General features: G+C 58.9%; 23 protein-coding genes. 17 read left to right on the plus strand and 6 right to left on the minus strand.

Features of this window, described 5'->3' with window-relative positions; genetic code table 11:
- Positions 1-4 precede the first annotated feature (4 nt).
- The 10 genes from GH784_RS03085 (at position 5) to trmB (ending at position 10,164) form a co-directional block, all read left to right on the plus strand.
- Positions 5-433, plus strand: a complete 429-nt coding sequence (locus tag GH784_RS03085) for a Fur family transcriptional regulator (RefSeq protein WP_003514787.1) — start codon at positions 5-7, stop codon at positions 431-433.
- Positions 434-463: 30 nt separating this feature from the next.
- Positions 464-1,258 (plus strand): lyso-ornithine lipid O-acyltransferase, encoded by a 795-nt coding sequence (gene olsA / locus GH784_RS03090; protein WP_019564424.1) that lies wholly within the window; start codon positions 464-466, stop codon positions 1,256-1,258.
- A 64-nt stretch (positions 1,259-1,322) separates the two neighbouring features.
- The gene (gene miaB / locus GH784_RS03095) at positions 1,323-2,726 is read left to right on the plus strand and encodes a tRNA (N6-isopentenyl adenosine(37)-C2)-methylthiotransferase MiaB (RefSeq protein WP_003514798.1); all 1,404 of its coding nucleotides are present in this window, start codon (positions 1,323-1,325) and stop codon (positions 2,724-2,726) included.
- A 40-nt stretch (positions 2,727-2,766) separates the two neighbouring features.
- Positions 2,767-3,822, plus strand: coding sequence for a PhoH family protein (locus GH784_RS03100; RefSeq protein ID WP_003514799.1), 1,056 nt, complete (start codon positions 2,767-2,769; stop codon positions 3,820-3,822).
- A gap of 9 nt (positions 3,823-3,831) precedes the next feature.
- Positions 3,832-4,338, plus strand: coding sequence for an rRNA maturation RNase YbeY (gene ybeY, locus GH784_RS03105; protein ID WP_019564421.1), 507 nt, complete (start codon positions 3,832-3,834; stop codon positions 4,336-4,338).
- A gap of 15 nt (positions 4,339-4,353) precedes the next feature.
- A complete protein-coding gene (locus tag GH784_RS03110) occupies positions 4,354-5,499 on the plus strand; it encodes a hemolysin family protein (RefSeq protein WP_003514803.1) in 1,146 nt (381 codons plus the stop codon).
- Between the two features lie 198 nt (positions 5,500-5,697).
- The gene (gene lnt / locus GH784_RS03115; protein WP_065703740.1) at positions 5,698-7,287 is read left to right on the plus strand and encodes an apolipoprotein N-acyltransferase; all 1,590 of its coding nucleotides are present in this window, start codon (positions 5,698-5,700) and stop codon (positions 7,285-7,287) included.
- A gap of 134 nt (positions 7,288-7,421) precedes the next feature.
- Positions 7,422-7,841, plus strand: coding sequence for a helix-turn-helix domain-containing protein (locus GH784_RS03120; protein ID WP_003514807.1), 420 nt, complete (start codon positions 7,422-7,424; stop codon positions 7,839-7,841).
- A gap of 188 nt (positions 7,842-8,029) precedes the next feature.
- A complete protein-coding gene (gene metK / locus GH784_RS03125) occupies positions 8,030-9,292 on the plus strand; it encodes a methionine adenosyltransferase (protein ID WP_003514808.1) in 1,263 nt (420 codons plus the stop codon).
- A 173-nt stretch (positions 9,293-9,465) separates the two neighbouring features.
- Positions 9,466-10,164, plus strand: coding sequence for a tRNA (guanosine(46)-N7)-methyltransferase TrmB (trmB, locus tag GH784_RS03130; RefSeq protein WP_065703742.1), 699 nt, complete (start codon positions 9,466-9,468; stop codon positions 10,162-10,164).
- A 12-nt stretch (positions 10,165-10,176) separates the two neighbouring features.
- On the opposite strand, the gene GH784_RS03135 is transcribed toward trmB, so the two are convergent.
- Complete coding sequence (locus GH784_RS03135) at positions 10,177-11,076, minus strand: ribokinase (protein WP_153793199.1); 900 nt, start codon at positions 11,074-11,076, stop codon at positions 10,177-10,179.
- A 53-nt stretch (positions 11,077-11,129) separates the two neighbouring features.
- Entirely contained in the window at positions 11,130-12,323 is a 1,194-nt protein-coding gene (locus tag GH784_RS03140) for a DNA recombination protein RmuC (protein WP_065703748.1), read from the minus strand.
- A gap of 148 nt (positions 12,324-12,471) precedes the next feature.
- On the opposite strand from GH784_RS03140, the gene def reads away from it, so the two are divergent.
- From def to truA, 3 genes are read left to right on the plus strand one after another with little or no spacing between them, the layout of a single operon-like run.
- Positions 12,472-12,984: a peptide deformylase gene (gene def / locus GH784_RS03145; RefSeq protein ID WP_065703749.1), complete on the plus strand. Its 513-nt coding sequence runs from the start codon at positions 12,472-12,474 to the stop codon at positions 12,982-12,984.
- A gap of 47 nt (positions 12,985-13,031) precedes the next feature.
- Positions 13,032-13,967: a methionyl-tRNA formyltransferase gene (gene fmt, locus GH784_RS03150; protein ID WP_065703750.1), complete on the plus strand. Its 936-nt coding sequence runs from the start codon at positions 13,032-13,034 to the stop codon at positions 13,965-13,967.
- A complete protein-coding gene (gene truA / locus GH784_RS03155; protein WP_003514816.1) occupies positions 13,967-14,767 on the plus strand; it encodes a tRNA pseudouridine(38-40) synthase TruA in 801 nt (266 codons plus the stop codon). The genes fmt and truA overlap by 1 nt, the downstream gene beginning before the upstream one ends.
- A 13-nt stretch (positions 14,768-14,780) precedes the next feature.
- Here truA and GH784_RS03160 read toward each other — a convergent pair whose 3' ends face one another.
- The 3 genes from GH784_RS03160 to dapD are packed head-to-tail and all read right to left on the minus strand — an operon-like array spanning position 14,781 to position 17,426.
- A complete protein-coding gene (locus GH784_RS03160) occupies positions 14,781-15,377 on the minus strand; it encodes a hypothetical protein (protein WP_065659831.1) in 597 nt (198 codons plus the stop codon).
- Positions 15,361-16,557 carry a succinyl-diaminopimelate desuccinylase gene (gene dapE / locus GH784_RS03165; RefSeq protein ID WP_065703752.1) on the minus strand — a complete coding sequence of 399 codons (1,197 nt, stop codon included), beginning with the start codon at positions 16,555-16,557 and terminating at the stop codon, positions 15,361-15,363. The genes GH784_RS03160 and dapE overlap by 17 nt, the downstream gene beginning before the upstream one ends.
- 14 nt (positions 16,558-16,571) lie before the next feature.
- The gene (gene dapD, locus GH784_RS03170) at positions 16,572-17,426 is read right to left on the minus strand and encodes a 2,3,4,5-tetrahydropyridine-2,6-dicarboxylate N-succinyltransferase (RefSeq protein ID WP_003514821.1); all 855 of its coding nucleotides are present in this window, start codon (positions 17,424-17,426) and stop codon (positions 16,572-16,574) included.
- Between the two features lie 144 nt (positions 17,427-17,570).
- Between dapD and GH784_RS03175 the strand changes: the two genes are divergently transcribed.
- Together GH784_RS03175 and GH784_RS03180 are read left to right on the plus strand one after the other, a co-directional pair.
- Entirely contained in the window at positions 17,571-18,431 is an 861-nt protein-coding gene (locus GH784_RS03175) for an LOG family protein (protein WP_034501844.1), read from the plus strand.
- A gap of 166 nt (positions 18,432-18,597) precedes the next feature.
- A complete protein-coding gene (locus GH784_RS03180) occupies positions 18,598-20,943 on the plus strand; it encodes a methyl-accepting chemotaxis protein (RefSeq protein ID WP_065659887.1) in 2,346 nt (781 codons plus the stop codon).
- A 71-nt stretch (positions 20,944-21,014) separates the two neighbouring features.
- Here the strand turns inward: GH784_RS03180 and GH784_RS03185 are convergent, their stop codons facing one another.
- The gene (locus GH784_RS03185; protein WP_065703904.1) at positions 21,015-21,959 is read right to left on the minus strand and encodes a nucleoside hydrolase; all 945 of its coding nucleotides are present in this window, start codon (positions 21,957-21,959) and stop codon (positions 21,015-21,017) included.
- A 212-nt stretch (positions 21,960-22,171) separates the two neighbouring features.
- Between GH784_RS03185 and GH784_RS03190 the strand changes: the two genes are divergently transcribed.
- Entirely contained in the window at positions 22,172-22,597 is a 426-nt protein-coding gene (locus GH784_RS03190) for an Hsp20 family protein (RefSeq protein ID WP_003514826.1), read from the plus strand.
- A gap of 56 nt (positions 22,598-22,653) precedes the next feature.
- Positions 22,654-22,911 carry a BQ00720 family protein gene (locus tag GH784_RS03195; RefSeq protein ID WP_003493591.1) on the plus strand — a complete coding sequence of 86 codons (258 nt, stop codon included), beginning with the start codon at positions 22,654-22,656 and terminating at the stop codon, positions 22,909-22,911.
- Positions 22,912-22,948 lie beyond the last annotated feature (37 nt).

Here is a 22,948-nt window from a genome sequence, read left to right on the forward strand (position 1 = left end):
AGACGTGATAGACCTTTCGAAAACGCTGGAGGAACTTTGTGCCGAACGCGGCATGCGGATGACGGACCAGCGCCGTGTCATCGCCCGCGTGCTGCAGGAATCGGCAGACCATCCGGATGTCGAGGAGCTTTACCGCCGTTCCTCCGCCGTGGATCCGCGCATCTCGATTTCCACCGTTTACAGAACGGTGAAGCTGTTCGAGGACGCCGGCATCATCGAGCGTCATGATTTTCGCGATGGCCGCTCGCGTTACGAGACCGTGCCTGAGGAACATCACGATCATCTGATCGATCTGAAGAATAGTGTGGTCATCGAGTTTCATTCACCCGAGATCGAGGCGCTTCAGGAAAAGATCGCCAGGGAACATGGCTTCAAGCTCGTTGATCACCGGCTCGAACTCTACGGTGTACCGTTGAAGCCCGGCGAACATTGAGACGCTGGTGAGCAAGCGCACGGTTCAATCATGATGTGGCTTCGGACAGCCTATATTGCGGTCGTTCTCCTGATCGTCACGCTTATATTGCTGCCGCTGCAACTGTTGGGCCTTGCCTTCGACTGGCGGCTTCGTCGCCGCATTCCACGCATCTGGCACCGCATCGCCTGCCATGTCCTCGGCATTCGCGTGCATGTCCATGGGGATGTGGAGCGGGCAAAACCGCTGATGCTGGCGGTCAATCACGCCTCGTGGAAGGACATTCTCGTTCTCGGCAGTATTGCCGACGTGGTGTTCATCGCCAAGACGGAAGTGCGTGACTGGCCCGTCTTCGGCTGGCTCGCCCGTCTGCAGAAAAGCATCTTCGTCCAGCGCGAGCAGAAGCGCAGCACCGGTGCGCAGGTCGGCGAGATCGCCGCCCGCATGGCCGATGGCGAGATCGTCGTGTTGTTCCCGGAAGGCACTACCTCTGACGGCAACCGCATGCTTGCCGTCAAATCCTCGCTGTTTGGCGCAGCCTCCACGGCTGCCGAGCAGGTTCCGGGCAAGCTCGTCTATGTGCAGCCGGTCGCAATCGCCTATACGCGGGTGCAGGGCATGGCCATGGGACGTTACCACCGGGTCATTGCGGCCTGGCCGGGCAGCATAACTCTGGTGCCGCATCTGCTCGGTATCATCAGGGCAGGTGCCATCGACGTCGACGTTACATTCGGCGACAGCGTTCCGTTTCACAGCACAGATAACCGCAAGCGTCTGGCGACCGATATCGCCGCTTCTATCCGTTCCATGTTGGCTTTCAGCCTGCGTGGTGGCTGGCGGAAATAGAGCATTCCAGCTTTTCCGGTATTTTTCTGTTTAATCCGGGCGTGAAAAACACTAGATAACCGCCATGACCCAGGAAACGCTTGGCCTCGATGCCCCCGAAATGATTGCCCGCGAGGGCTCTAACAGCAGGAAGGTCTTCATCAAGACCTATGGCTGTCAGATGAACGTCTACGATTCCGTCCGCATGAGCGATGCGCTGGCGAAGGACGGTTACGTTCAGACGGAGGATATGGGCGAGGCGGATCTGGTGCTTCTGAACACCTGTCACATCCGCGAAAAGGCCGCTGAAAAGGTCTATTCGGCGCTCGGCCGCCTGCGCGACATGAAAAAATCGCGCGAAGAACAGGGCCGCGAATTCGTGATCGGCGTTGCCGGATGTGTGGCACAGGCAGAAGGCGAGGAAATCCTTCGCCGTGCGCCAGCCGTCGATGTCGTCATCGGCCCACAGACCTATCATCGCCTGCCGGACGCCCTGAAGCGGGTGCGCGGCGGCGAGCGCGTCATCGAGACCGAATATGCCGTTGAGGACAAGTTCGAACATCTGCCGGTGGCCGAAAAGGCAACACTGCGTACGCGCGGCGTCACGGCATTTTTGACGGTGCAGGAAGGCTGCGACAAGTTCTGCACCTTCTGTGTTGTGCCCTATACGCGTGGTTCGGAAGTTTCGCGTCCCGTGCGCCAGATCGTCGATGAGGCGATGAAACTGGTGGATGCCGGTGTGCGCGAAATCACGCTGCTCGGCCAGAACGTCAATGCCTGGCAGGGCGAAGGCTCGAAAGGCGAAAAATGGGGACTTGCCGAGCTTCTTTACCGGCTGGCGGAAATTCCCGGTCTCGCACGCCTTCGCTATACCACCAGCCATCCGCGCGACATGGATGACCGCTTGATTGGCGCCCATCGCGACCTGCGCATTCTGATGCCCTATCTGCATCTGCCTGTTCAGTCCGGGTCGGATCGCATTCTGAAGGCGATGAATCGTCGCCACACAGGTGAGGAATATATCCAGCTCATTGAAAAAATCCGGGCCGCCCGCCCTGATATCGCCATGTCCGGGGATTTTATTGTTGGCTTCCCCGGCGAGACGGATCGTGATTTCGAAGACACGATGGCGATCATCGAACAGGTGAAATATGCGCAGGCCTTTTCATTCAAATATTCCACACGCCCCGGAACGCCGGGCGCCGATCTGACGGATCAGGTTGCGGAAGAGGTGAAGGCCGAGCGGCTGGAACGATTGCAGGCGCTGCTCTTGCGGCAGCAGAAGGAATTTGCGGAATCGCTGGTCGGAAAGACGATGGATGTGTTGCTGGAAAAGCCCGGCCGCATGCCTGAACAGTTGATAGGTCGCTCTCCCTGGCTGCAATCTGTGAATCTTGATGCAAAGACTTTGAAAATCGGTGACATTGTTAATGTACGAATCACCGCAACGGGTCCAAACAGCTTGTTTGCCGAGGTGGCAGAGAGTTAGAGTGAGGAGCCGACACTGATTGGGACAGGAGCCTGACCGCTTGAACGCACATGAATTGGTATCACCTTCATCGCGCCAGCCACGCCAAGCCGCGACCGACGCCAATCACTTCGTCCTCACGTTCGAGAATAACAGGATAGCGGGAGAGCTATTCGGTCAGTTCGATCAGAACCTCAAATTGCTGGAACAACGCCTCAACATCGATGCGCGCCCGCGCGGCAATTCCGTTGCCATCACCGGCGATGTCGTTGCCACCAATCAGGCTCGCCGGGCGCTGGATTTCCTTTACGAGCGTCTGCTCAAGGGCGGAACCGCCGAGGTTTCCGACGTGGAAGGTGCGATCCGAATGGCGATGGCGGCAGATGACCAGCTGACCTTGCCGACGATGGAGCGCAAGGCGAAGATCTCCATGGCGCAGATTTCCACGCGCAAGAAGACCGTCGCTGCCCGAACGCCCACCCAGGATGTCTACATGCGGGCGCTGGAGCAATCCGAACTGGTTTTCGGCGTCGGCCCCGCCGGCACGGGCAAGACCTATCTTGCCGTGGCGCATGCAGCGCAACTTCTGGAGCGTGGTGCGGTCGACCGCATCATCCTCTCGCGTCCCGCAGTAGAAGCGGGCGAACGCCTTGGCTTCCTGCCGGGCGACATGAAGGAGAAGGTCGATCCTTATCTGCGCCCGCTTTACGACGCGCTTTACGACATGATGCCGGGTGACAAGGTGGAGCGCGCCATTCAGGCGGGCGTCATCGAAATTGCGCCGCTGGCTTTCATGCGCGGACGCACGCTTGCCAACGCCGCCGTCATTCTGGACGAAGCCCAGAACACCACGACCATGCAGATGAAAATGTTCCTCACCCGTCTCGGTGAGAAAGGCCGCATGATCGTGACCGGCGACCCAAGCCAGGTGGACCTTCCGCGCGGCGTGAAGTCGGGCCTTGTCGAGGCCCTGCAAATCCTCACCGATGTGGAAGGTGTATCCGTCGTGCGCTTCAAGGATGTGGACGTCGTGCGCCATCCGATGGTGGCGCGCATCGTGCGGGCGTACGAATCCCACACGGCGGTGCCGGATGAAAGCCTCGTGAAGGGCAACTGACGCAAGACAATGACAGCTCTGGATATCCAAATCAGCGTCGAGGCCGAAGGCTGGTCCTCGGAAGAGGACCTTCTTGCCTTCGCCACCAAGGCGCTGGATGCGGCGGTTGATTTTTTGAAGCGGGAAGAGAAACAACCCTTCCCGAAAATGCCGGTGGAACTGTCGCTGGTCTTTACCGACGATGAAAATATCCGGGAAATCAATGCCGAATGGCGCGACAAGGACAAGGCAACCAATGTCTTGTCTTTCCCCGCTTTTCCGCTGGAGCCGGGCGGCATGCCCGGCCCGATGCTGGGCGATATCGTCATCGCGCGCGAGACGGTTGAACGCGAGGCTCTTGAACTTGAGAAGAGTTTCGAGGATCATCTGACCCATCTTCTTGTTCATGGGTTCCTGCACCTGTTCGGTTATGACCACATGGATGAGGAGGAGGCGGAAGAAATGGAGTCGCTTGAGACTCGCATTTTGGCGGTGCTTGGCCTATCTGATCCTTACGCGGGACAGGAACCGCTTTGAATATTGTCTGGAGCCATGAACGAACATTCTGCACGACCTGCCAATGAGGGCAGAGAAAACGGCGAGCAGTCCTCCTCGGAGGAGGGCAGTAGTCATTTACGGAACGACTCCAATGCAAAGCCGAGATCGACGATCTGGTCACGCATTGGACGGTTGCTGAAACCGTCACAGGGCGAGCGCCTGCGCGAGGATTTGACCGACGCGCTGATGGACGACACCGAAATCGGTGCCGCCTTTTCGCCCGAAGAGCGGGCGATGCTGAACAATATCCTGCGTTTCCGGGAGGTTCGGGTCGAAGATATCATGATCCCACGCGTGGATATCGACGGTCTCGACCAGAATATGACCATCGGCGAAGCTCTGATCCTCTTTGAGGAAACCGGGCGCTCCCGCATGCCGGTCTACGATGAGACGCTGGATAATCCGAAGGGCATGATCCACATTCGCGATCTGCTGGCCTATGTCGCCAAGCAGGCGCGCAACAAACGCCGGGTGGGATCGCGTGGCGTTGCCTATGGCGAGGCGAAGGCTCCGCGCTCGCCGCGACCGAATTTTGACCTGGCTCGGGTGGATCTGGAACAGACGGTCGCCGATGCCGGGCTGGTGCGTAAAATTCTTTTTGCACCCCCCTCCATGCTGGCCTCCGATCTTTTGAAGACCATGCAGGCACAGAGAACACAGCTTGCCCTGGTGATCGACGAATATGGTGGCACGGACGGTCTCGTCAGCCATGAGGACATCGTCGAGATGGTCGTGGGTGACATTGATGACGAGCACGACAAGGACGAGACGATGTTTTCGCGTTTGTCCGCCGACGTGCTGGTGGCGGATGCCCGCGCAGAGCTTACAGAGCTTGCCGAGGCAATCGGACCGGAATTCGATGTCCGCGAGCATCTTGAAGAAATCGATACGCTCGGCGGCCTGATATTCTTCGCACTCGGCCGCATTCCGGCCAAGGGTGAAGTGGTCAGGGCCGTACCTGGTTTCGAGTTCCAGATCCTCGATGCGGATACAAGGCGTATAAAGGGTGTCCGTATCGTCCGCGATCATGGCTCGGAAGGGCAGGATGACCGCGCGCCGGGCGATGCCGATGCCGATGAGGTTATTCCGCTGCCCGCGCCGGATGTTCGCCTCATCACCCACCAGCAAAACGCTGACTGAGGTGGGCGACGGGATGCTCCCCGTCGCCTCCGCTCCTTGAACGCGTCATCAAGAGTCCAAAAGGACGCACGGTGCTCCGGCGACCATCCCTTCTGTGGACTGCGAATCTTTTTTCCTTTACGTCGAGTCTAAAGGGAAATTCCTTTGCGCGGCCATGCCGGGTTGGGCTTTTCCGGGTGGGCATTAAACGGAGATGGCATGGAGCGTCTTGCAGGCAGGGTAATGCTGGCCGGCGGCAAAAGCCGCGCAGTGATGGCGATTGCCGCAGGCGCGGTTGGAGCGCTTGCCTTGCCTCCGGTTGGCTTTTTCGCAGCGCTTTTTTTGTCTTTCACCCTGCTTGTCTGGTTGGTCGATGGCTGCACCGGCAAGCCGGGCGGCGGCATCTTCAGCCGCATCATGCCCGCTTTCGGCATCGGTTGGTGTTTCGGCCTTGGTTATTTCGTGGCGGGCCTGTGGTGGCTGGGCAATGCGCTCCTGCTGGAAGCTGACGAGTTCGCCTGGGCGCTACCGCTCGCCATCCTCGGCCTTCCGGCTGTTCTCGCCGTGTTTTACGGTTTTGCGGTCGCAGCCGCCAATATCGTCTGGTCGGACGGTCTCGGCCGTATCGCCGCACTTGCGGCCGCATTCGGCCTTTTGGAATGGCTCCGCAGCTTCATAGCAACTGGCTTTCCCTGGAACGCCATCGGTTATGGCATCATGCCTGTGCCGATCATGATGCAGTCGGCGCATCTGCTTGGTCTTTTTGGTGTCACCACGCTTGCCGTCTTCATCTTCGCCTCGCCTGCCTTGATCGGCACGAAAAAAGGCATGTGGCCGGGTCTCATTGCGGCGGGCCTGCTGCTGGCTGGCCATTTTGGTTATGGCTTTTACCGCCTTCAGACACCGTTGGAGACACCTGCGGACGCGCTGACCGTGAGGATCGTGCAGCCGTCGATCGACCAGTCCCGCAAGATGCTGAATGCAGACAGGGCCGAGATTTTCAGCGAGCATCTGCGCTTGACGGGCCTGCCGCCTGGCGAAGGAAAAAAACGCCCAGATATCATTGTTTGGCCGGAGACCTCCGTGCCTTTCATCCTGACGCAAAATCCGGACGCTCTGGCGGAAATCGCCAAGACGCTTGAAGACGGGCAGGTCCTGTTTACCGGTGCGGTCAGAATGGAAGATGCCGGTGCCGGCCGGCCTCCGCGTTACTACAATTCGGTCTATGCGATTGACAGTCAGGGCGAGATCATCGGCGCGACCGACAAGGTCCATCTGACACCCTTTGGAGAATATGTCCCTTTCGAAGATATTCTACGGGGATTCGGCATCAATAATGTCATCAGCCTGCCGGGCGGCTTTTCAGCCGCGTCTTCGCGCACGCATTTGACGCTTCCTTCCGGTAAAACCCTCTATCCCCTGATCTGCTACGAGATCATTTTTCCCGAAGAGATGACCCCTGGTCTGGCGGGCGCCGCAGCGATCCTGAACGTCACGAATGATGGCTGGTTCGGCGATACACCCGGCCCTTATCAGCATTTTCTGCAGGCAAGAGTACGGGCCGTTGAAACGGGAGTGCCGGTGATTCGCGGCGCTAATACCGGAATTTCCGCCGTTATAGATCCCTATGGTCGTATTATTGCCAGGTTGGATTACGGCCGGGTCGGAATTGTTGACGCCACCTTGAGTGGTGGGTCAAATGACGCTGTTACTTACGACATACATCGGACGTATTTCTGGTTGATTTTTTCTATCATGCTGACCGTTTCGGTATTTTCTGCCTGGCGTTTTGCCCGGCGCCAGAATTGACCGGGAACCCCTACAATTGCATAGTGAATACGTCAGTCGTAAAACAAGTTTAGACGCTGTCGAAATACCAGCTCATTTCTTCGAATAAGCAATGAAACGAGATATCAACCCTTTCCGAGTGTCAGGACCGCATGATGACCGAAAATAAGAAAAAGCCTAACCCCATCGACATTCATGTCGGAAGCCGAATTCGTCTTCGCAGAACCATGCTGGGCATGAGCCAGGAAAAGCTGGGTGAAAGCCTCGGAATTACCTTTCAGCAAATTCAGAAGTATGAAAAGGGCACGAACCGCGTGGGCGCCAGCCGCCTGCAGAATATCTCCGCGATTCTGAATGTGCCGGTTTCCTTCTTCTTCGAGGACGCGCCGGGTGATCAGGCCGTCGGCACGACGGGCATGGCAGAAGCATCGAGTTCCAATTACGTGGTGGATTTCCTGTCGTCTGCCGAAGGCTTGCAACTGAACCGCGCTTTCGTGAAGATCGCCGACCCGAAGGTTCGCCGCCGCCTCGTTGATCTCGTGAAGTCGCTCGCCGCCGAAGGGGATGCTGAGTAGCACTCGCAGGCGACTGCTTTATTTTCCAGCGTACGGCGCTGGACACTCAACGGTCCGCAAGGGCCGTTTTTTTGTGCCCAATTAGAAAGGAATTCTCACATAAAGATATATTTATGTGGTTGTGTCCTTGTCTTTCATGGCTGAAATGACTAACAAACTCGAAGACCGTTCTTTGAGGGGAATCCCGCATGCGTGCCAATTACCTGTTCACCAGCGAGTCCGTGGCCGAAGGTCATCCGGACAAGGTTTGTGATCGTATTTCCGATGAAATCGTGGATCTCATCTATCGTGAGGCATCCAAGACGGGTGTCGACCCCTGGACCGTGCGCATCGCATGCGAAACGCTTGCGACGACGAACCGTGTCATTATCGCCGGTGAGGTTCGGGTTCCCGATACCCTGCTGAAAAAGGACAAGGACGGCAAGGTTCTCAAGGATGCTGCCGGCCACCCGGTCATCAATCCCTCGAAGTTCAAGTCGGCTGCCCGCAAGGCGATCCGCGACATTGGCTATGAGCAGGATGGTTTCCACTGGAAGACGGCGAAGATCGACGTTCTCCTGCATCCGCAGTCGGCGGATATCGCGCAGGGCGTGGACAACGCCTCCGACAAGCAGGGCGACGAGGGTGCTGGCGACCAGGGCATCATGTTCGGTTACGCCTGCAAGGAAACGCCGGACCTGATGCCGGCTCCGATCTATTATTCCCACCGTATTCTGCAGCTGCTCGCGACCGCCCGTAAAAGCGGCGAAGGCGAAGCTGCGAAACTCGGTCCCGACGCCAAGAGCCAGGTGACGGTTCGTTACGTCGACGGCAAGGCTTCGGAAGCCGTATCCATCGTTTTGTCCACGCAGCATCTCGATGCCAGCTGGGATTCGAAGAAGGTTCGCGAAGTTGTCGAACCTTATATCCGCGAAGCGCTGGGTGACCTGAAGATCGCCGATGATTGCCAGTGGTATATCAACCCGACGGGCAAATTCGTCATCGGTGGTCCCGATGGCGATGCGGGTCTGACCGGCCGCAAAATCATCGTGGACACCTATGGCGGTGCTGCCCCCCATGGCGGCGGTGCATTCTCCGGCAAGGACACGACCAAGGTCGACCGTTCCGCGGCCTATGCTGCCCGCTATCTGGCCAAGAACGTGGTGGCTGCCGGTCTGGCCGAGCGCTGCACCATTCAGATTTCCTACGCGATCGGCATCGCCCAGCCTCTGTCGATTTATGTCGATCTGCACGGTACCGGCAAGGTCAGCGAAGATCAGGTCGAAGGCGCCATCCGCAAGGTCATGGATCTGTCGCCGTCGGGCATTCGCCGTCATCTCGATCTCAACAAGCCGATCTATGCCAAAACATCTTCCTACGGCCATTTCGGTCGCAAGGCGGGCCGTGACGGTTCCTTCTCCTGGGAGAAGCTCGATCTGGTGAAGCCGCTCAAGGAAGCTTTGAGCGCTTGAAGCATTTCCAGTAAAATTGCGTAGCGATTTTACGTCCGGAAAATGCGGGGACTTGTTCTAAGCCTTGTCATTCGACGGGGATTGAGAGATACCGGTTGCACCATTTGTAACCCGCATAGTGCCATTCAAGTGGCCCTGTGCGGGTTTAGTCTATTTGTTCTTGAGAGTATGACATGACGGAAGAGCGGCGTTCGCGCGCAACGGAAGCGTTTTTTGGCAGACGCAAGGGCAAGCCCCTGCGCAATCAGCAGATCGATACGATCGAAAACCTGCTGCCTTTGCTGAAAATCGATCTGGAAAGCGCGCCTCCGAAAAATCTCGTCGCTCTCTTTCCGGCGGATGTGAAATCGGTGCGTCTGGAAATCGGTTTCGGCGGCGGCGAGCACCTTGCCCACCGCGCGGTTGAAAATCCTGAGACCGGCTTTATCGGCGTCGAGCCCTTCGTCAATTCCATGGCCAAGCTGCTGGCAAGCGTGCGTGAAGGCGAGTTGATGAATATCCGCCTTTACGATGATGACGCGACGCAATTGCTGGATTGGCTGCCGGATGGGTCGATCGATCACATCGATCTTCTCTATCCCGATCCCTGGCCGAAGAAGAAGCACTGGAAGCGCCGTTTCGTTTCCGACGTCAATCTTGCCCGTTTCCATCGCGTCCTGAAACCCGGTGGCAAGTTCTGCTTTGCTTCCGATATCGATACCTACGTCAACTGGACGCTACAGCATTGCGCCCGCCACGGCGGTTTCGAGTGGACGGCGGCAAGTGCCGAGGACTGGCACACCCCCTATACCAACTGGCCGGGCACGCGTTATGAGAACAAGGCGAAAAGAGAAGGCCGCAGCTCGGCCTATCTCACTTTCATTCGCATTTAACAGCTCGAACCGTCAGATATTCGCGTCCACTTCGGCAGCAACCGGAATGGAAGGCTGGGCGCCGGCGCGGGTGCAGGCGAGCGAGCCTGCGACGGCGGCGCGCTTCAGCGCCTTTTCGAAATCCATACCCTGATCGAGGCTGGCGGCGAGATAACCGCAGAATGTATCGCCAGCGCCGACAGTATCGACCGGCTCGATCTTGAGACCGGACGCCTTGAAGACCTTGCCGTTGCGAATGGCGATCACGCCATCAGCACCAAGCGTCACGATCAATGTCTGGCTGGTCTGCTCATGCAGGGATTTGAGTTCATTTTCCCGTTCGGAGGCTGAAAGTCCGTTTTTGCCGATCAGCAGTTCGAACTCGGTTTCATTGGCGATGACGATATCGGCAAGGCTGGCAAGGCGCGGCCCGTCCGCGGTCAGCGGCGCGGTATTGATGATAGTGGTGATACGTTTAGCCTTCGCGGCCGTCAGTGCTGCTTCGATTGAGGGTGCGGGCACCTCGAACTGAAGCATCAGAATATCGCCCGCTGCCATCTCCGCCACGGCTCTTGCGGCGTCGGATGCGGAAACTTCGCCATTGGCGGCGGGAATGACCGAGATCATGTTCTCCCCGCCTTCACCGATCAGGATTACGGCGGTTCCCGTGGGGCCGGGCGCGGTCTTGACGAGCGACAGATCGGTGCCGGCATCGCGCAGCAATGTCAGCGCTGGCGCGGCAAAGGTGTCATCACCCCTAGCGCCCGCCATTTTGACCGTTGCACCTGCGCGCCGTGCGGCAAGCGCCTGATTGGCTCCCTTTCCGCCGGCCGCCGTGGAAAAGGTCTCTCCCGTCACGGTTTCACCGGGTTTGGGCAGGCGTTTGGCGGTGGCGACGAGATCCATGTTGATGGAGCCGAAAACAGTAATCATCAGGGCATGTCCGTATGAAATTCAAAGCAAGGCGGCGACTTTGCCCGAGGGGATCACTCGTCGTCAACCACCCGCAACTTGGCCGTTCCTGCCCTGTTCTCTGCAAAGCGTCGCGCCTGCTCGATTTCGCTATGGGAGGTCTCCTTTTCCGTCGGCGAAAAATCGAGTCCCTCGATCTTCTGGCCACGCGCCAGCACCTTGTCGGAGGAGATCAGCATCATGTCGACATCTTTCTGCGCCAGCCCGAAATGGGCTTGCAGCTTGCGCGTCCGGTCGTCCAGCCGCCGCACGTCATCCATGAGAAGCGCGACTTCACCCTGAATGAGGTGCGCCTGCTCGCGCATGCGCTGGTCCTTCAGCACCGACTGGATAACCTGCACCGACAGCATCAAAAGCGATGGCGAGACAATAACGACACGAGCGCGATGGGCACGCTGCACGAGATATTCGAAATGCTGGTGAATATCGGCGAAGATCGATTCCGACGGCACGAAGATGAAGGCCGTATCCTGCGTTTCTCCGCGTATCAGATATTTCTCCGCCACGTCGCGAATATGCACTTCCATATCGCGGCGGAACTGCTGGGTCGCAGCCCGTTTGCCCTCGGGCGTTTCATCCGCCTTCAGCGCATTCCACGCCTCCAGCGGAAACTTGGCATCGATGACGAGGGACGGGGCGTTGTTCGGCATCCTGATGATGCAGTCCGGTCGGTAGCCATTCGAAAGCGTGGGCTGAAGCTGAAAGGCCCCGGCGGGGAGCGCATCGGCGATCAGCGCTTCCATGCGCGCCTGCCCGAAAGCGCCGCGCGTCTGCTTGTTGGAGAGGATCGCCTGAAGCCCGACCACGTCCTTTGCCAGATCCTGAATATTACCCTGGGCGGCATCGATAACCGCAAGCCGCTCCTGCAGGCGGCTTAGATTCTCGTGCGTCGATCGGGTCTGCTCGGTCAGCGTCTCGCCCAGCCGCTGCGACATGCCGTCGAGGCGCTGGTTGATCGTCTGGCCCATCTCGCTCTGGCGCGTGCCGAGCGTCTCGGCCATCGCGGCGATCCGGCCGTGCAGTTCCGACTGGGTTTTCAACAGATCGGAAATTTCACCATCGGCTTCCGCTTTTTTCCCACGACTTTTCGTGACCATCCAGAAAGCGGAAAGGCCGAAAACGAGAGCCGTAAGAAGCCCGCCGAAGCTGATGTCGACGGAGCCGGCCCGCAAGGCGGGATCGAGGAGAAAAGAGAAATCGATGCTCATGGCTAAATCTACCAGATTTCCAGTGATTCGTAAGATCAAAACAAGAACATTCATGCGGCGGAATTGAGTCGGGCAAAACCGGACGAAGGTCTCATTTCGACCGCGTATTTTTTATTTCCTCAGCGCAAGAGATACGTTATGGGAAGCCATGACTATCAAACCGCTTATCATTTTGCCCGATCCCGTGCTGCGCCAGCAATCAAGGCCCATCGAACAGGTGGATGCCGAAGTGTTGCGCCTTGCCGACGATATGCTTGAAACCATGTATGATGCGCCGGGTATCGGCCTTGCCGCCATTCAGGTGGGCGTGCCGCGCCGCATGCTGGTGATCGACGTTTCGCGCGAGGACGAGGAGAAAAAGCCGGTCGTCTTCATCAATCCGGAAATCCTCAGAGTGTCGGACGACGTCTCGGCCTATGAGGAAGGGTGTCTCTCCATTCCCGATTATTATGCCGAGGTGGAGCGTCCCGCATCCCTGACAGTGCGATATGTCGATCGTGACGGAAAGCAGCAGACGGTCGATGCGGACGGACTTCTGGCGACGTGTCTGCAGCATGAGATCGACCACCTGAACGGCATTCTGTTCATCGACCATATTTCGCGCCTGAAGCGAGAAATGGTCATCAAGAAATTCACCAAAGCAGCCCGCGCTAAGGTCTGATTCGTCTTAAATATGTAGACGGACCGGCATAGAGGGCAGGGGGCGATATGGCTCTTCGCATCATTTTCATGGGCACGCCGGATTTTTCCGTTCCCACGCTGCGTGCATTGGTGGACGCTGGTCACGAGGTCGTTGCCGTTTATACGCAGCCGCCGCGTCCAGGCGGTCGCCGTGGCCTCGATCTGCAGAAATCGCCGGTGCATCAGGCGGCCGAACTGCTGGGTCTGCCCGTGCTGACGCCGGTGAATTTCAAGGCCGAGGAAGACCGGCAGCAATTCAGGGAATTCAACGCCGATGTCGCTGTTGTCGTTGCCTATGGGCTGCTATTGCCCGAGGCGATCCTGAGCGGTACGCGTCTTGGCTGCTATAACGGCCACGCCTCGTTGCTGCCGCGCTGGCGCGGCGCTGCTCCCATTCAGCGGGCGATCATGGCTGGCGATGCCGAGACGGGCATGATGGTCATGAAAATGGAAAAGGGGCTCGATACCGGCCCGGTGGCGCTGACCGCCAAGGTCACGATCGGTGAGAATACCACGGCAGGTGAATTGCACGACAGCCTGATGCTGACAGGCGCGCGGCTGATGCGGCAGGCGATGGACAAGCTGGAAGCAGACGATCTTCCTCTCGTTGCGCAGCCGGAAGAAGGCGTCGTTTATGCCTCGAAAATCGACAAGGGCGAGACCCGGATTAATTTTTCCCGGCCGGCACAGGACGTCCATAACCATATCCGCGGCCTTTCGCCTTTTCCCGGCGCTTGGCTGGAAATGGAAATCGGCGGTAAGGCCGAGCGCGTGAAGGTTCTGACGTCAGAACTGGCAAGCGGTATGGGCGAAGCGGGCGCTGTGCTCGATGACGCCCTGACCATCGCCTGCGGAAGTGGCGCGGTGCGGCTTACCCGTTTGCAGAAGGCAGGTGGCAAGCCGCTGTCGGCTGCCGATTTCGTTCGTGGCACACCCGTTCCCGCCAGAACGAGGCTCGGCTGATGCCGCGTTTCCGCATGACCGTCGAATATGACGGTACGCCTTACTTCGGCTGGCAGAGACAGGATAACGGCCCTTCAGTTCAGGGCGCGCTTGAAGCTGCCGTCCGGTCGCTGACCGGCGAAACCGTTTCTATTCGCGGCGCTGGCCGCACCGATTCCGGCGTGCATGCCGTGGGACAGGTAGCTCATGTCGATCTTTCCCGCGATTGGGCGCCATATAAGCTTCGCAATGCTCTCAACGCCCATCTGGCCATGGCGAAAGAGGCCGTCTCGGTTGTCGATGTAACGGCGGTGACCGAGGATTTCGACGCGCGCTTCTCCGCGCTTCGCCGCCATTATCTGTACCGCATCATTTGCCGGAAAGCGCGGCTGGCACTCGAGCACAAGCGCGCATGGTGGGTATCGAAAGATCTGGACCACGAACACATGCATGAAGCTGCACAGATGCTCGTCGGCCGGCACGATTTTACCACTTTCCGCTCGGTTCATTGTCAGGCGAGCAGCCCGGTCAGAACGCTCGACCGGCTGGATGTGACGCGCAATGGCGATCTTATCGAGATACGCGCCACCGCGCAGAGCTTTCTCCACAACCAGATACGCTCTTTTGCCGGAACGCTGAAAATGGCCGGTGAAGGCAGCATGACACCGGAAGACGTGCGCGCGGCACTGGAAGCACGGGATCGCAAAGCCTGTGGCCCAGTCGCGCCGCCGGATGGTCTCTATTTCATGCAGGTCGATTATCCCGACGTCATTCCGCCGCGGGTCTATTCAAAGGTCGAGACGGTCGAAGACACGGACTGAAGTGTCTAGTTTCTTAGGCCGGATAAACGCCGAGAAAACGCTGCAGCGCCTCGGACAGAAGCATGCCCGGCACCAGCAGGGTCATGACGATCGCCGAGACAAGCAACGACTGGTCGCGGATGAAGAAGCGCACGATCCGCGAAAAGGCGAAGACCAGCGACAGCAGGAGTGCCAGCCAGAGAATGGCGATCAGCCCCTGCAAGGGCGGCAGAAAAAACGCGATCAGGATCAGAACCGCATAGGCATAGGAAAATGGCAGCGACAGCCAGTTCATGGTGGTGACGAGGGGGGCGAATTTTTCCCGCGCGCCGAAAGCGAACAGCAGCATGCCGATCAACAACAGCGGCACGATCCAGCAGATAGCCTCGACCATCGCAAGGCGGAAAAAGAAGATGAACCCCGTTCCTGTTCCGGGCGGATAGCTTGCCAGGAACGCAGCGCGCAGCCACAGCCAGGACACCAGCATGGCGGGCAGGCACCAGAGAGCGGAATAGAAGGATCGCCACATGCCGCGCTCGGACAGATCCAGATAACGCGCGCCGGTGTGGTCGCCGAGCAGCAGCAGCCAGAGGCCTTTCAGATAGAGCCTTACTTCACTTGCCGTCGGCATGGGAGAACCAGCGTTCGATGAAGGTCTCGTAGATGCGTGTCAGCGTCTCCAAATCGGCGACTTCCACGCGCTCATCGACCATATGCATGGTCTGCCCGACGAGGCCGAATTCCACGACGGGGCAATAATCCTTGATGAAACGCGCATCAGACGTGCCGCCGGTGGTCGAAAGCTTGGGCTCCTTGCCTGTCACGGCTTCCACGGCGCCGGAAAGCGATGAGATGAGCGCATTGTTCCGGGTCAGGAAAACATGGGCCGGACGGTCCGCCCAGACGATCTCATATTTGACCGGGCTGCGGTCGGGACGAAGTTCTCCCTCGGCAGCGGCGGCATCGAGGCGGCGGATGATTTCCGCCCGCAGGCTCTCCACCGTCCAGCTGTCATTGAAACGGATGTTGAACGACGCCGTCGCCCGCGCCGGAATAACATTTGTGGCGGCGTTGCCGGTGTCGATGGTCGTCACTTCCAGATTGGACGGCTGGAAGTCGTCCGTACCGTGATCGAAGGGCGGATACATCAGCGCGTGGGTCAGTTGCAGCAGCCCGCGAATGGGGTTGTCGGCCAGATGCGGATATGCGGCATGACCCTGCACGCCATGCACGGTGATGCGGCCCGAAATCGACCCCCGGCGGCCGATCTTGATCATGTCGCCCAGCTGGTCGGGGTTGGTCGGTTCACCCACCACGCAGGCATCCCATGTCTCGCCTTTGGCGGCGGCCCACTCCAGCAGCTTGGAGGTGCCGTTGATCGAGGGGCCTTCCTCGTCACCGGTGATCAGGAAAGAAACGGAACCTTTCGGTTTTCCGTGTTTCTCGATGTAGCGGGCAATGGCAGCAACGAAACAGGCAATGCCGCCCTTCATGTCCACCGCACCACGGCCGAACATTTCCCCGCCGGCAATTTCAGCGGCAAAGGGCGGATGGCTCCATGCCGCCTCGTCGCCCACCGGAACGACATCGGTATGGCCCGCAAACATCAGGTGCGGACCTTCCGTGCCAAGCCGGGCGTAGAGGTTTTCAACGTCAGGCGTTCCCGCTTCCGTCGCCACCATCTTTTCCACCGCAAAGCCAAGCGGTGAAAGCAGGGTGTCTAGCAGCGATAGCGCGCCACCTTCGGCGGGCGTCACCGAAGGGCAACGGATGAGGGCGGCGAGATTGGCAACGGGATCGGTCGTGGTCATGGTATCAGCTTTTATCAGTCGCGCAGAAGCTCGTTGATGCCGGTCTTGGAGCGGGTCTTTTCATCGACGCGCTTGACGATGACGGCGCAATAAAGGCTCGGGCCCGGCTCGCCGTTTGGGAACGGCTTGCCCGGCATGGTGCCGGCAACGACGACGGAATAGGGTGGCACTTCGCCATAGGTGATCTCGCCGGTGGCGCGATCGACGATCTTGGTCGACTTGCCGATGAAGACGCCCATGCCGAGAACGGCGCCTTCGCGCACGATGCAGCCTTCTACGACTTCCGAACGGGCACCGATGAAGCAATTGTCCTCGATGATGGTCGGGCCGGCCTGAAGCGGCTCCAGAACGCCGCCGATGCCAACGCCGCCAGACAGATGCACGTTCTTGCCGATCTGCGCGCAGGAGCCGACCGTCGCCCAGGTGTCGACCATCGTGCCTTCATCGACATAGGCGCCGAGATTGACGAAGGAAGGCATCAGCACCACGTTCTTGGCCACATAGGCCGAGCGGCGCACGACGGCGTTAGGCACTGCGCGGAAGCCCGCAGCGCGGAACTGGTTTTCACCCCAGTTCTCGAACTTCGACGGCACCTTGTCCCACCAGGTGGATTCACCGGGGCCGCCGGTGACGATTTCCATGTCGTTCAGACGGAAGGAGAGGAGCACGGCCTTTTTCAGCCATTGGTTCACTTTCCAGTTCCCGTCCGCCTGCTTTTCGGCGACGCGGACCTTGCCGCTGTCGAGAAGTTGAAGAGATGTGTTCACCGCGTCGCGAACCTCGCCCTTTGTCGATACGTTCACACCGTCACGGTTGTCGAAGGCTGTTTCGATGGTGGTTTCGAGAGAGGTGAGATCCGGAAGGCTCATGGAAAATTCCTTGAATGTCGCGTGTGTTCGTGGCCACGGATGGTCCCGCGCCGCTGGAAGGCTCTGGTCATTTGATCTAAGGGAGTGTTGGAAAGGCGTCAATGTGATTTGGGTGATTTGGCGCACCAGACGAAAGGCTTGGAAATGACACGACTGAAAAACGGCAAATTGCGGCGCAAGGATGGGGTGTGGGACCCGTTGAAGCGTAGCTCTGCGGACAAGCAGCAGGCCGATGTCATTCCCAAAACACCGCAGTCGGATTCCCCATCCTACCGGCTTGCCTATGCGGATATGGATTTTCTCTGCCGCGAAGAGTTGCGCCCCGTCAGGCTTCAACTCGAACTTCTGAAGACGGAAATGGCGCTGACCGAGCGGGGCATCAAGTCCACCGTCGTCATGTTCGGCGGCGCGCGCATTCCCGAGCCCGGCGGCGAGGCTTGGGCGGCCCGCAACGAGACGCAGAAACGCAATCTGGAGCAATCCTCGGTTTATTACGAGGAGGCGCGCAAGTTCGCCCGGCTCTGCACCGACTACGGCGCGAAATCGGACCATCTGGAATATGTCGTGGTCACTGGCGGTGGTCCCGGCGTGATGGAAGCAGGCAATCGCGGCGCAGCCGATGTCGGAGGCCCGTCCATCGGCCTCAACATCGTGCTGCCGCATGAGCAGGCGCCCAACCCCTATGTCACGCCGGAGCTGAGCTTCAACTTCCACTATTTCGCCATCCGCAAGATGCATTTCCTGATGCGGGCCAAGGCCGTGGTGATCTTCCCCGGTGGTTTCGGCACGCTCGATGAACTCTTCGAGACGCTGACGCTGATCCAGACGAAGCGCATGGCGCCCATCCCGCTCATTCTCTTCGGAGAGAAATTCTGGCGCTCCGTCGTCAATTTCGAATTCCTCGCGGACTTCGGAACCATTGCGCCCGAAGATATGGAGCTGCTACATTTCGCCGAAACGGCCGACGATGCATGGAACATCGTATCCGCCTATTACGAGCACTGATTTCGGCTCGATGCGACGGGGGAATTTTAGGGGTTAATTAGCAAAGATATTCTAATTTCCCCTCGTCGCGTTGCAGCGCACTGCCCCCAGCGGGCGGGCCTCCATGACGGAGATTTCTCATCCGTTGACGCCAGCCTTTTCGGCCGGCGATTTGATCGAGGCCAAAATGTTCAATTTCAAAGTGAAGTCGCTTGCGACCAAGCTGATCCTTGTAACCGGCTGTGCAATCACCACGGTCCTTGTCGCATCGAATTCCTTCCTCATTTCCCAGACCAGCGACCGTGTCCATTCGCTGACCATGGATCAGGCGAACACTGAGGCACGCGCCATCGCCAACGTCATCGCCGCCGATGTCGGTGAACTCGGCAGCGCTGCCCGCTCCATGGCCGGTATCATCGGCCGTGCGCATCAGGCGAAATCGATGGACCGCCCGGGCATCGTCAACATCCTCAAGGCCAATGTCGAGCAGAATGCTTTCGCTTTCGGAAGCTGGTTCTGTGAGCAGTTGGGCCTTTTCGACGGACAGACCACCGAAATCGCCAACAGGCTCGATCTCGGCACCAATGCAACGGGTGCATTTGCCCCCTACTGGTCGAAGACCCAGAAAGGCGACATCCAGTTTTCGACCTTCAAGAACGACTATGCGGCGGAGTGGTATTCGCTCGCTGCCAAATCCGGCAAGGGCGCCATTACCCAGCCCTATCTGGCCGAAGGCACGGAAGTGCCCACCACAATGACCTCGCTTGCCTATCCCGTCATGTCTGATGGTAAGATGATTGGTGTGGCGGGGGTCGATATCTCGCTGGCAGCTCTGTCGCAGAAGCTGCAGGCGCTGCATCCTTTCGAAACCGGCCGTGTGACACTCATTTCGCAGGGCGGCCAATGGCTGGTACCGCCGACGCCCGAGCAGAACATGAAGGCCTATGACGGAGAGGGTGCAAGCACCGTTCAGGCGGCGATCACATCCGGCAAGCAGGGCCTGATCGAAAATCTCGGCCTTGATACCGACGCGCCCTATAACCGCCTTGTCTATCCGTTTGCGGTTCCGGGCCTCAATGCCACCTGGGTGGTTCTGGTGGATATCCCGCATCAGGCGTTGAACGCGCCGGTGCAGGAGCAGACTTATCTGATGATCCTCGGGGCGATCGTCATTCTTGCGGCGGTTATTGCCGCGCTCTATTTCTCCGTCCGCTATTTCGTCCGCAATCCGCTCGCCTCGCTGGTCTCCGATGTGAAAACACTGAGCGACGGTCGTTACGATGTGCCGGTTTCCGGACAGGACCGCAGGGATGAGACGGGCGCGGTGGCAACGGCTCTGGAAGGCTTCCGTGCGAAGCTTGCCGGTATCCGCGAAATGGAAGCGGATGCCGCCGTGCAGCGTGGCAATGCGGAAACGGAGCGCCAAAGGTCCGAATCCGAGCGCAATGAGAACAGCCGGATGCAGCAACACATCGTGAGCGTACTCGGCGCGGGTCTCAATGCGCTCTCGCAGGGCAATCTGACTTATCGCATCGAGGACCAGTTCCCCGGTGAATATGCAAAGCTGCGCAACGACTTCAACTCGGCGCTCGCTAGCCTCGAGGAAACCGTTTCCACCGTCAACGGAACCGTTGCCAGCATCGGCAACGGCACCGGCGAGATCACCCGCGCTGCGAGCGATCTCTCCCACCGCACGGAACAGCAGGCTGCAAGCCTGGAAGAAACCGCTGCCGCCCTCAACCAGCTGACGGCGCAGGTCAATTCCAGTGCGGAAAACGCAGCGCAGGCGGCGACAGCTGTCAGCAATGCCTGCGACGACGCCGGCAAGTCGGGCGAGGTCGTACAGCAGGCCGTCAGTTCCATGGAAGGCATCGCTCAATCCTCGGCGGAAATCTCCCGCATCATTGGGGTAATCGACGAAATCGCTTTCCAGACCAACCTTCTGGCGCTGAATGCCGGTGTGGAAGCTGCCCGTGCGGGCGAGGCTGGCAAGGGGTTTGCCGTCGTCGCGCAGGAAGTACGTGAACTGGCGCAACGTTCCGCGACGGCCGCGAAGGAGATCAAAGGTCTGATCAACACCTCCGCAAGGCAGGTGGGCGAGGGCGTCCAGCTGGTCGGCAAGGCCGGCGAGACGATGAGAAAGATTGCCGATCAGGTTCTGCAGATCAACCAGCTGATACGGCAGATTTCGGCCTCTGCCAGCGAGCAGGCGGTAGGTCTCAAGGAAATCAATTCCGCCGTCACCCAGATGGATCAGGTCACCCAGCAGAATGCTGCCATGGTGGAAGAAACAACGGCGGCAAGCGTGACGCTGAACAGCGAGGCGGAAACGCTGAAATCGCTCGTTGCCGGTTTCTCCGTATCCGGCGGTCATTCCAGCCAGTCCGGCCAGCAATTGCGCGCCACCGCGGCGGCAATGCGTGCGCCTGTCGCCCCGTCACAGGCATCGGGTCGCTCGGCTGCGACCCAACGTGCCCGCCCAAGAACCAGCGGCGCAAACGCGCTGGCGCAGGACGACTGGACCGAGTTCTGAGAATATCCCGTGGTTCCAAATGAATGGGCCGCTGGTCACGCCAGCGGCCCTTTTTCATGTCTGCGTTCCCATCAGAGGCGGGCGAAACGTTCCGTCAGCAACTCGAAGAAGCCGTCCGCATCCACATTTCGCATCACGCGGGCGTTGACCGGGCGCTCGGTCACCCGCCACCAATCCACCACCGTCATGCCCATGGTCAGTTCGGAATTGACCTCGATTTCGACATTGCAATCGCGGCCCTGAAACAGCTCGGGCTTGAGGAGATAGGCGATGACGCTTGGATCGTGCAGGGGGCCGCCGTCCGAACCGTATTTCTCGATGTCGAAACGCTCGAAGAATTCCAGCATTTCCGCCATGGCGATTGCCGGGCGTGTGCCTATATCGCGAATGCGGCTGACACGCGCCTTGGTGGTCAGCAACTGGTGGGTTACGTCAAGCGGCATCACGACGATGGGCACGCCGGAACGGAAGACGATATCGGCAGCCTGCGGATCGACATAGATGTTGAATTCCGCAGCCGGTGTGATGTTGCCGCCTTCAAAGAAGCCGCCACCCATCATCACCAGTTCCTTGACGCGGCCTGCAATCTCGGGGGCCTTCTGCAAAGCCAGCGCCACATTGGTCAGCGCGCCGAGCGTGCAGAGCGTCACGGTGCCCGCAGGCTCCCGCAGCAGCGTTTGGATGATGAAATCGACGGCGTGCTGCTTTTGTGCCTCCATCGTCGGCTCGTCGAGAACCGGGCCATCAAGGCCGGTGCTGCCGTGAACATGCTCGGCAGTGATGGGCTTTCGCACCAGTGGCCGCTCGGCACCCTCATAGACGGGAATATCGGTGCGGTCGCACAATTCGCAGATGATGCGGATGTTGCGGCTGGTCAGTTTCAGCGGAACATTGCCGGCGACGGCGCACAGACCGAGAATCTCAATTTCTTCCGGGCTTGCGAAAGCCAGCATGATCGCTGCCGCGTCGTCCTGACCTGGATCCGTGTCTATGATGATTTTTCTGCGTTCTGCCATGTCTTGCCCGCCGTTGAGATAAGGCGCTTTTTTCGAGCGGCGGACGCTCACTTGTCAAGTCTCATTCCTCGGAGTGCCCGCCTTTGCCTTGTGGCCCCGCCTTGCGCATCGTGGTTTTGCTTCCCATATTGCGTAGAGCCGGTAAGATTGACCGGCAGGGTTGCCGGAAGCGGGACCGCGAAACGTCGCTTGGTTGCAAGGACAGAGACGATATGAGCCGCATGACGCCATTCACCCACCCGCTTTTGCTGGGTTTTGATGCCATGGAAAAAACGCTGGAGCGTATGGCGAAGGCCAATGATGGCTATCCTCCATACAACATCGAGCGCCTGCCCGGCACTGAAGACGTGCCGGAACGCCTGCGTATCACGATTGCAGTCGCCGGTTTTTCGCAGGACGATTTGGATGTGACGACGGCCGACAACCAGCTCGTCATTCGCGGTCGCCAGCAGGAGCAGGAAAAGCGGGATTTTCTCTACCGGGGTATCGCTGCCCGGCAATTCCAGCGGGTCTTCGTGCTTGCAGACGGCATGCAGGTGAGGGACGCGCGCCTGCGCAATGGCCTTCTTGCCATCGATCTGGTGAAGCCCGAAATTTCAAACGTGGTAAAGAAAATTAATATTTCCGTCTCAGAGTAGAACGTGAACGCCGGAATCCGACACGAATCGCTCGGCGTGAAGAAGGAGGCTGAAATATGCTTTTAAAAGAAGCGCATGCGCGTCTCACCCGGTCCCAGCTCGCTCATATCGGCGAGGGAGAAGTGGGCTATATCCGTAAAATCCGTGCGGAAGACGTAAGCCGCTGTTTCCCGGAAGCGCCTGATCTCGATCCGCAACTCGATCTCTGGGCCCTGTTTGGCGCGGATGGCACGCCGATCCTCCTGACAGACAATCGTTCCAGCACGTTTTTCAAGGCTGCCGAAGACGATCTGAAAACCGTCAGCCTGCATTGAAAGGAAAAAAGCCCGCCGATTGAGCGGGCTTTTTCTT

Source organism: Agrobacterium tumefaciens (assembly GCF_009649785.1).
Classification (GTDB): Bacteria; Pseudomonadota; Alphaproteobacteria; order Rhizobiales; family Rhizobiaceae; genus Agrobacterium; species Agrobacterium tumefaciens.

What these genes read in the sequence shown, in the direction of transcription:
- olsA (WP_019564424.1), top strand. Translation starts at nt 464, where the DNA reads ATGATGTGGCTTCGGACAGCCTATATTGCGGTCGTTCTCCTGATCGTC.
- miaB (WP_003514798.1), top strand. Translation starts at nt 1,323, where the DNA reads ATGACCCAGGAAACGCTTGGCCTCGATGCCCCCGAAATGATTGCCCGC.
- ybeY (WP_019564421.1), top strand. Translation starts at nt 3,832, where the DNA reads ATGACAGCTCTGGATATCCAAATCAGCGTCGAGGCCGAAGGCTGGTCC.
- GH784_RS03110 (WP_003514803.1), top strand. Translation starts at nt 4,354, where the DNA reads ATGAACGAACATTCTGCACGACCTGCCAATGAGGGCAGAGAAAACGGC.
- lnt (WP_065703740.1), top strand. Translation starts at nt 5,698, where the DNA reads ATGGAGCGTCTTGCAGGCAGGGTAATGCTGGCCGGCGGCAAAAGCCGC.
- GH784_RS03120 (WP_003514807.1), top strand. Translation starts at nt 7,422, where the DNA reads ATGACCGAAAATAAGAAAAAGCCTAACCCCATCGACATTCATGTCGGA.
- metK (WP_003514808.1), top strand. Translation starts at nt 8,030, where the DNA reads ATGCGTGCCAATTACCTGTTCACCAGCGAGTCCGTGGCCGAAGGTCAT.
- trmB (WP_065703742.1), top strand. Translation starts at nt 9,466, where the DNA reads ATGACGGAAGAGCGGCGTTCGCGCGCAACGGAAGCGTTTTTTGGCAGA.
- GH784_RS03135 (WP_153793199.1), bottom strand. Translation starts at nt 11,076, where the DNA reads ATGATTACTGTTTTCGGCTCCATCAACATGGATCTCGTCGCCACCGCC.
- GH784_RS03140 (WP_065703748.1), bottom strand. Translation starts at nt 12,323, where the DNA reads ATGAGCATCGATTTCTCTTTTCTCCTCGATCCCGCCTTGCGGGCCGGC.
- def (WP_065703749.1), top strand. Translation starts at nt 12,472, where the DNA reads ATGACTATCAAACCGCTTATCATTTTGCCCGATCCCGTGCTGCGCCAG.
- fmt (WP_065703750.1), top strand. Translation starts at nt 13,032, where the DNA reads ATGGCTCTTCGCATCATTTTCATGGGCACGCCGGATTTTTCCGTTCCC.
- truA (WP_003514816.1), top strand. Translation starts at nt 13,967, where the DNA reads ATGCCGCGTTTCCGCATGACCGTCGAATATGACGGTACGCCTTACTTC.
- GH784_RS03160 (WP_065659831.1), bottom strand. Translation starts at nt 15,377, where the DNA reads ATGCCGACGGCAAGTGAAGTAAGGCTCTATCTGAAAGGCCTCTGGCTG.
- dapE (WP_065703752.1), bottom strand. Translation starts at nt 16,557, where the DNA reads ATGACCACGACCGATCCCGTTGCCAATCTCGCCGCCCTCATCCGTTGC.
- dapD (WP_003514821.1), bottom strand. Translation starts at nt 17,426, where the DNA reads ATGAGCCTTCCGGATCTCACCTCTCTCGAAACCACCATCGAAACAGCC.
- GH784_RS03175 (WP_034501844.1), top strand. Translation starts at nt 17,571, where the DNA reads ATGACACGACTGAAAAACGGCAAATTGCGGCGCAAGGATGGGGTGTGG.
- GH784_RS03180 (WP_065659887.1), top strand. Translation starts at nt 18,598, where the DNA reads ATGTTCAATTTCAAAGTGAAGTCGCTTGCGACCAAGCTGATCCTTGTA.
- GH784_RS03185 (WP_065703904.1), bottom strand. Translation starts at nt 21,959, where the DNA reads ATGGCAGAACGCAGAAAAATCATCATAGACACGGATCCAGGTCAGGAC.
- GH784_RS03190 (WP_003514826.1), top strand. Translation starts at nt 22,172, where the DNA reads ATGAGCCGCATGACGCCATTCACCCACCCGCTTTTGCTGGGTTTTGAT.
- GH784_RS03195 (WP_003493591.1), top strand. Translation starts at nt 22,654, where the DNA reads ATGCTTTTAAAAGAAGCGCATGCGCGTCTCACCCGGTCCCAGCTCGCT.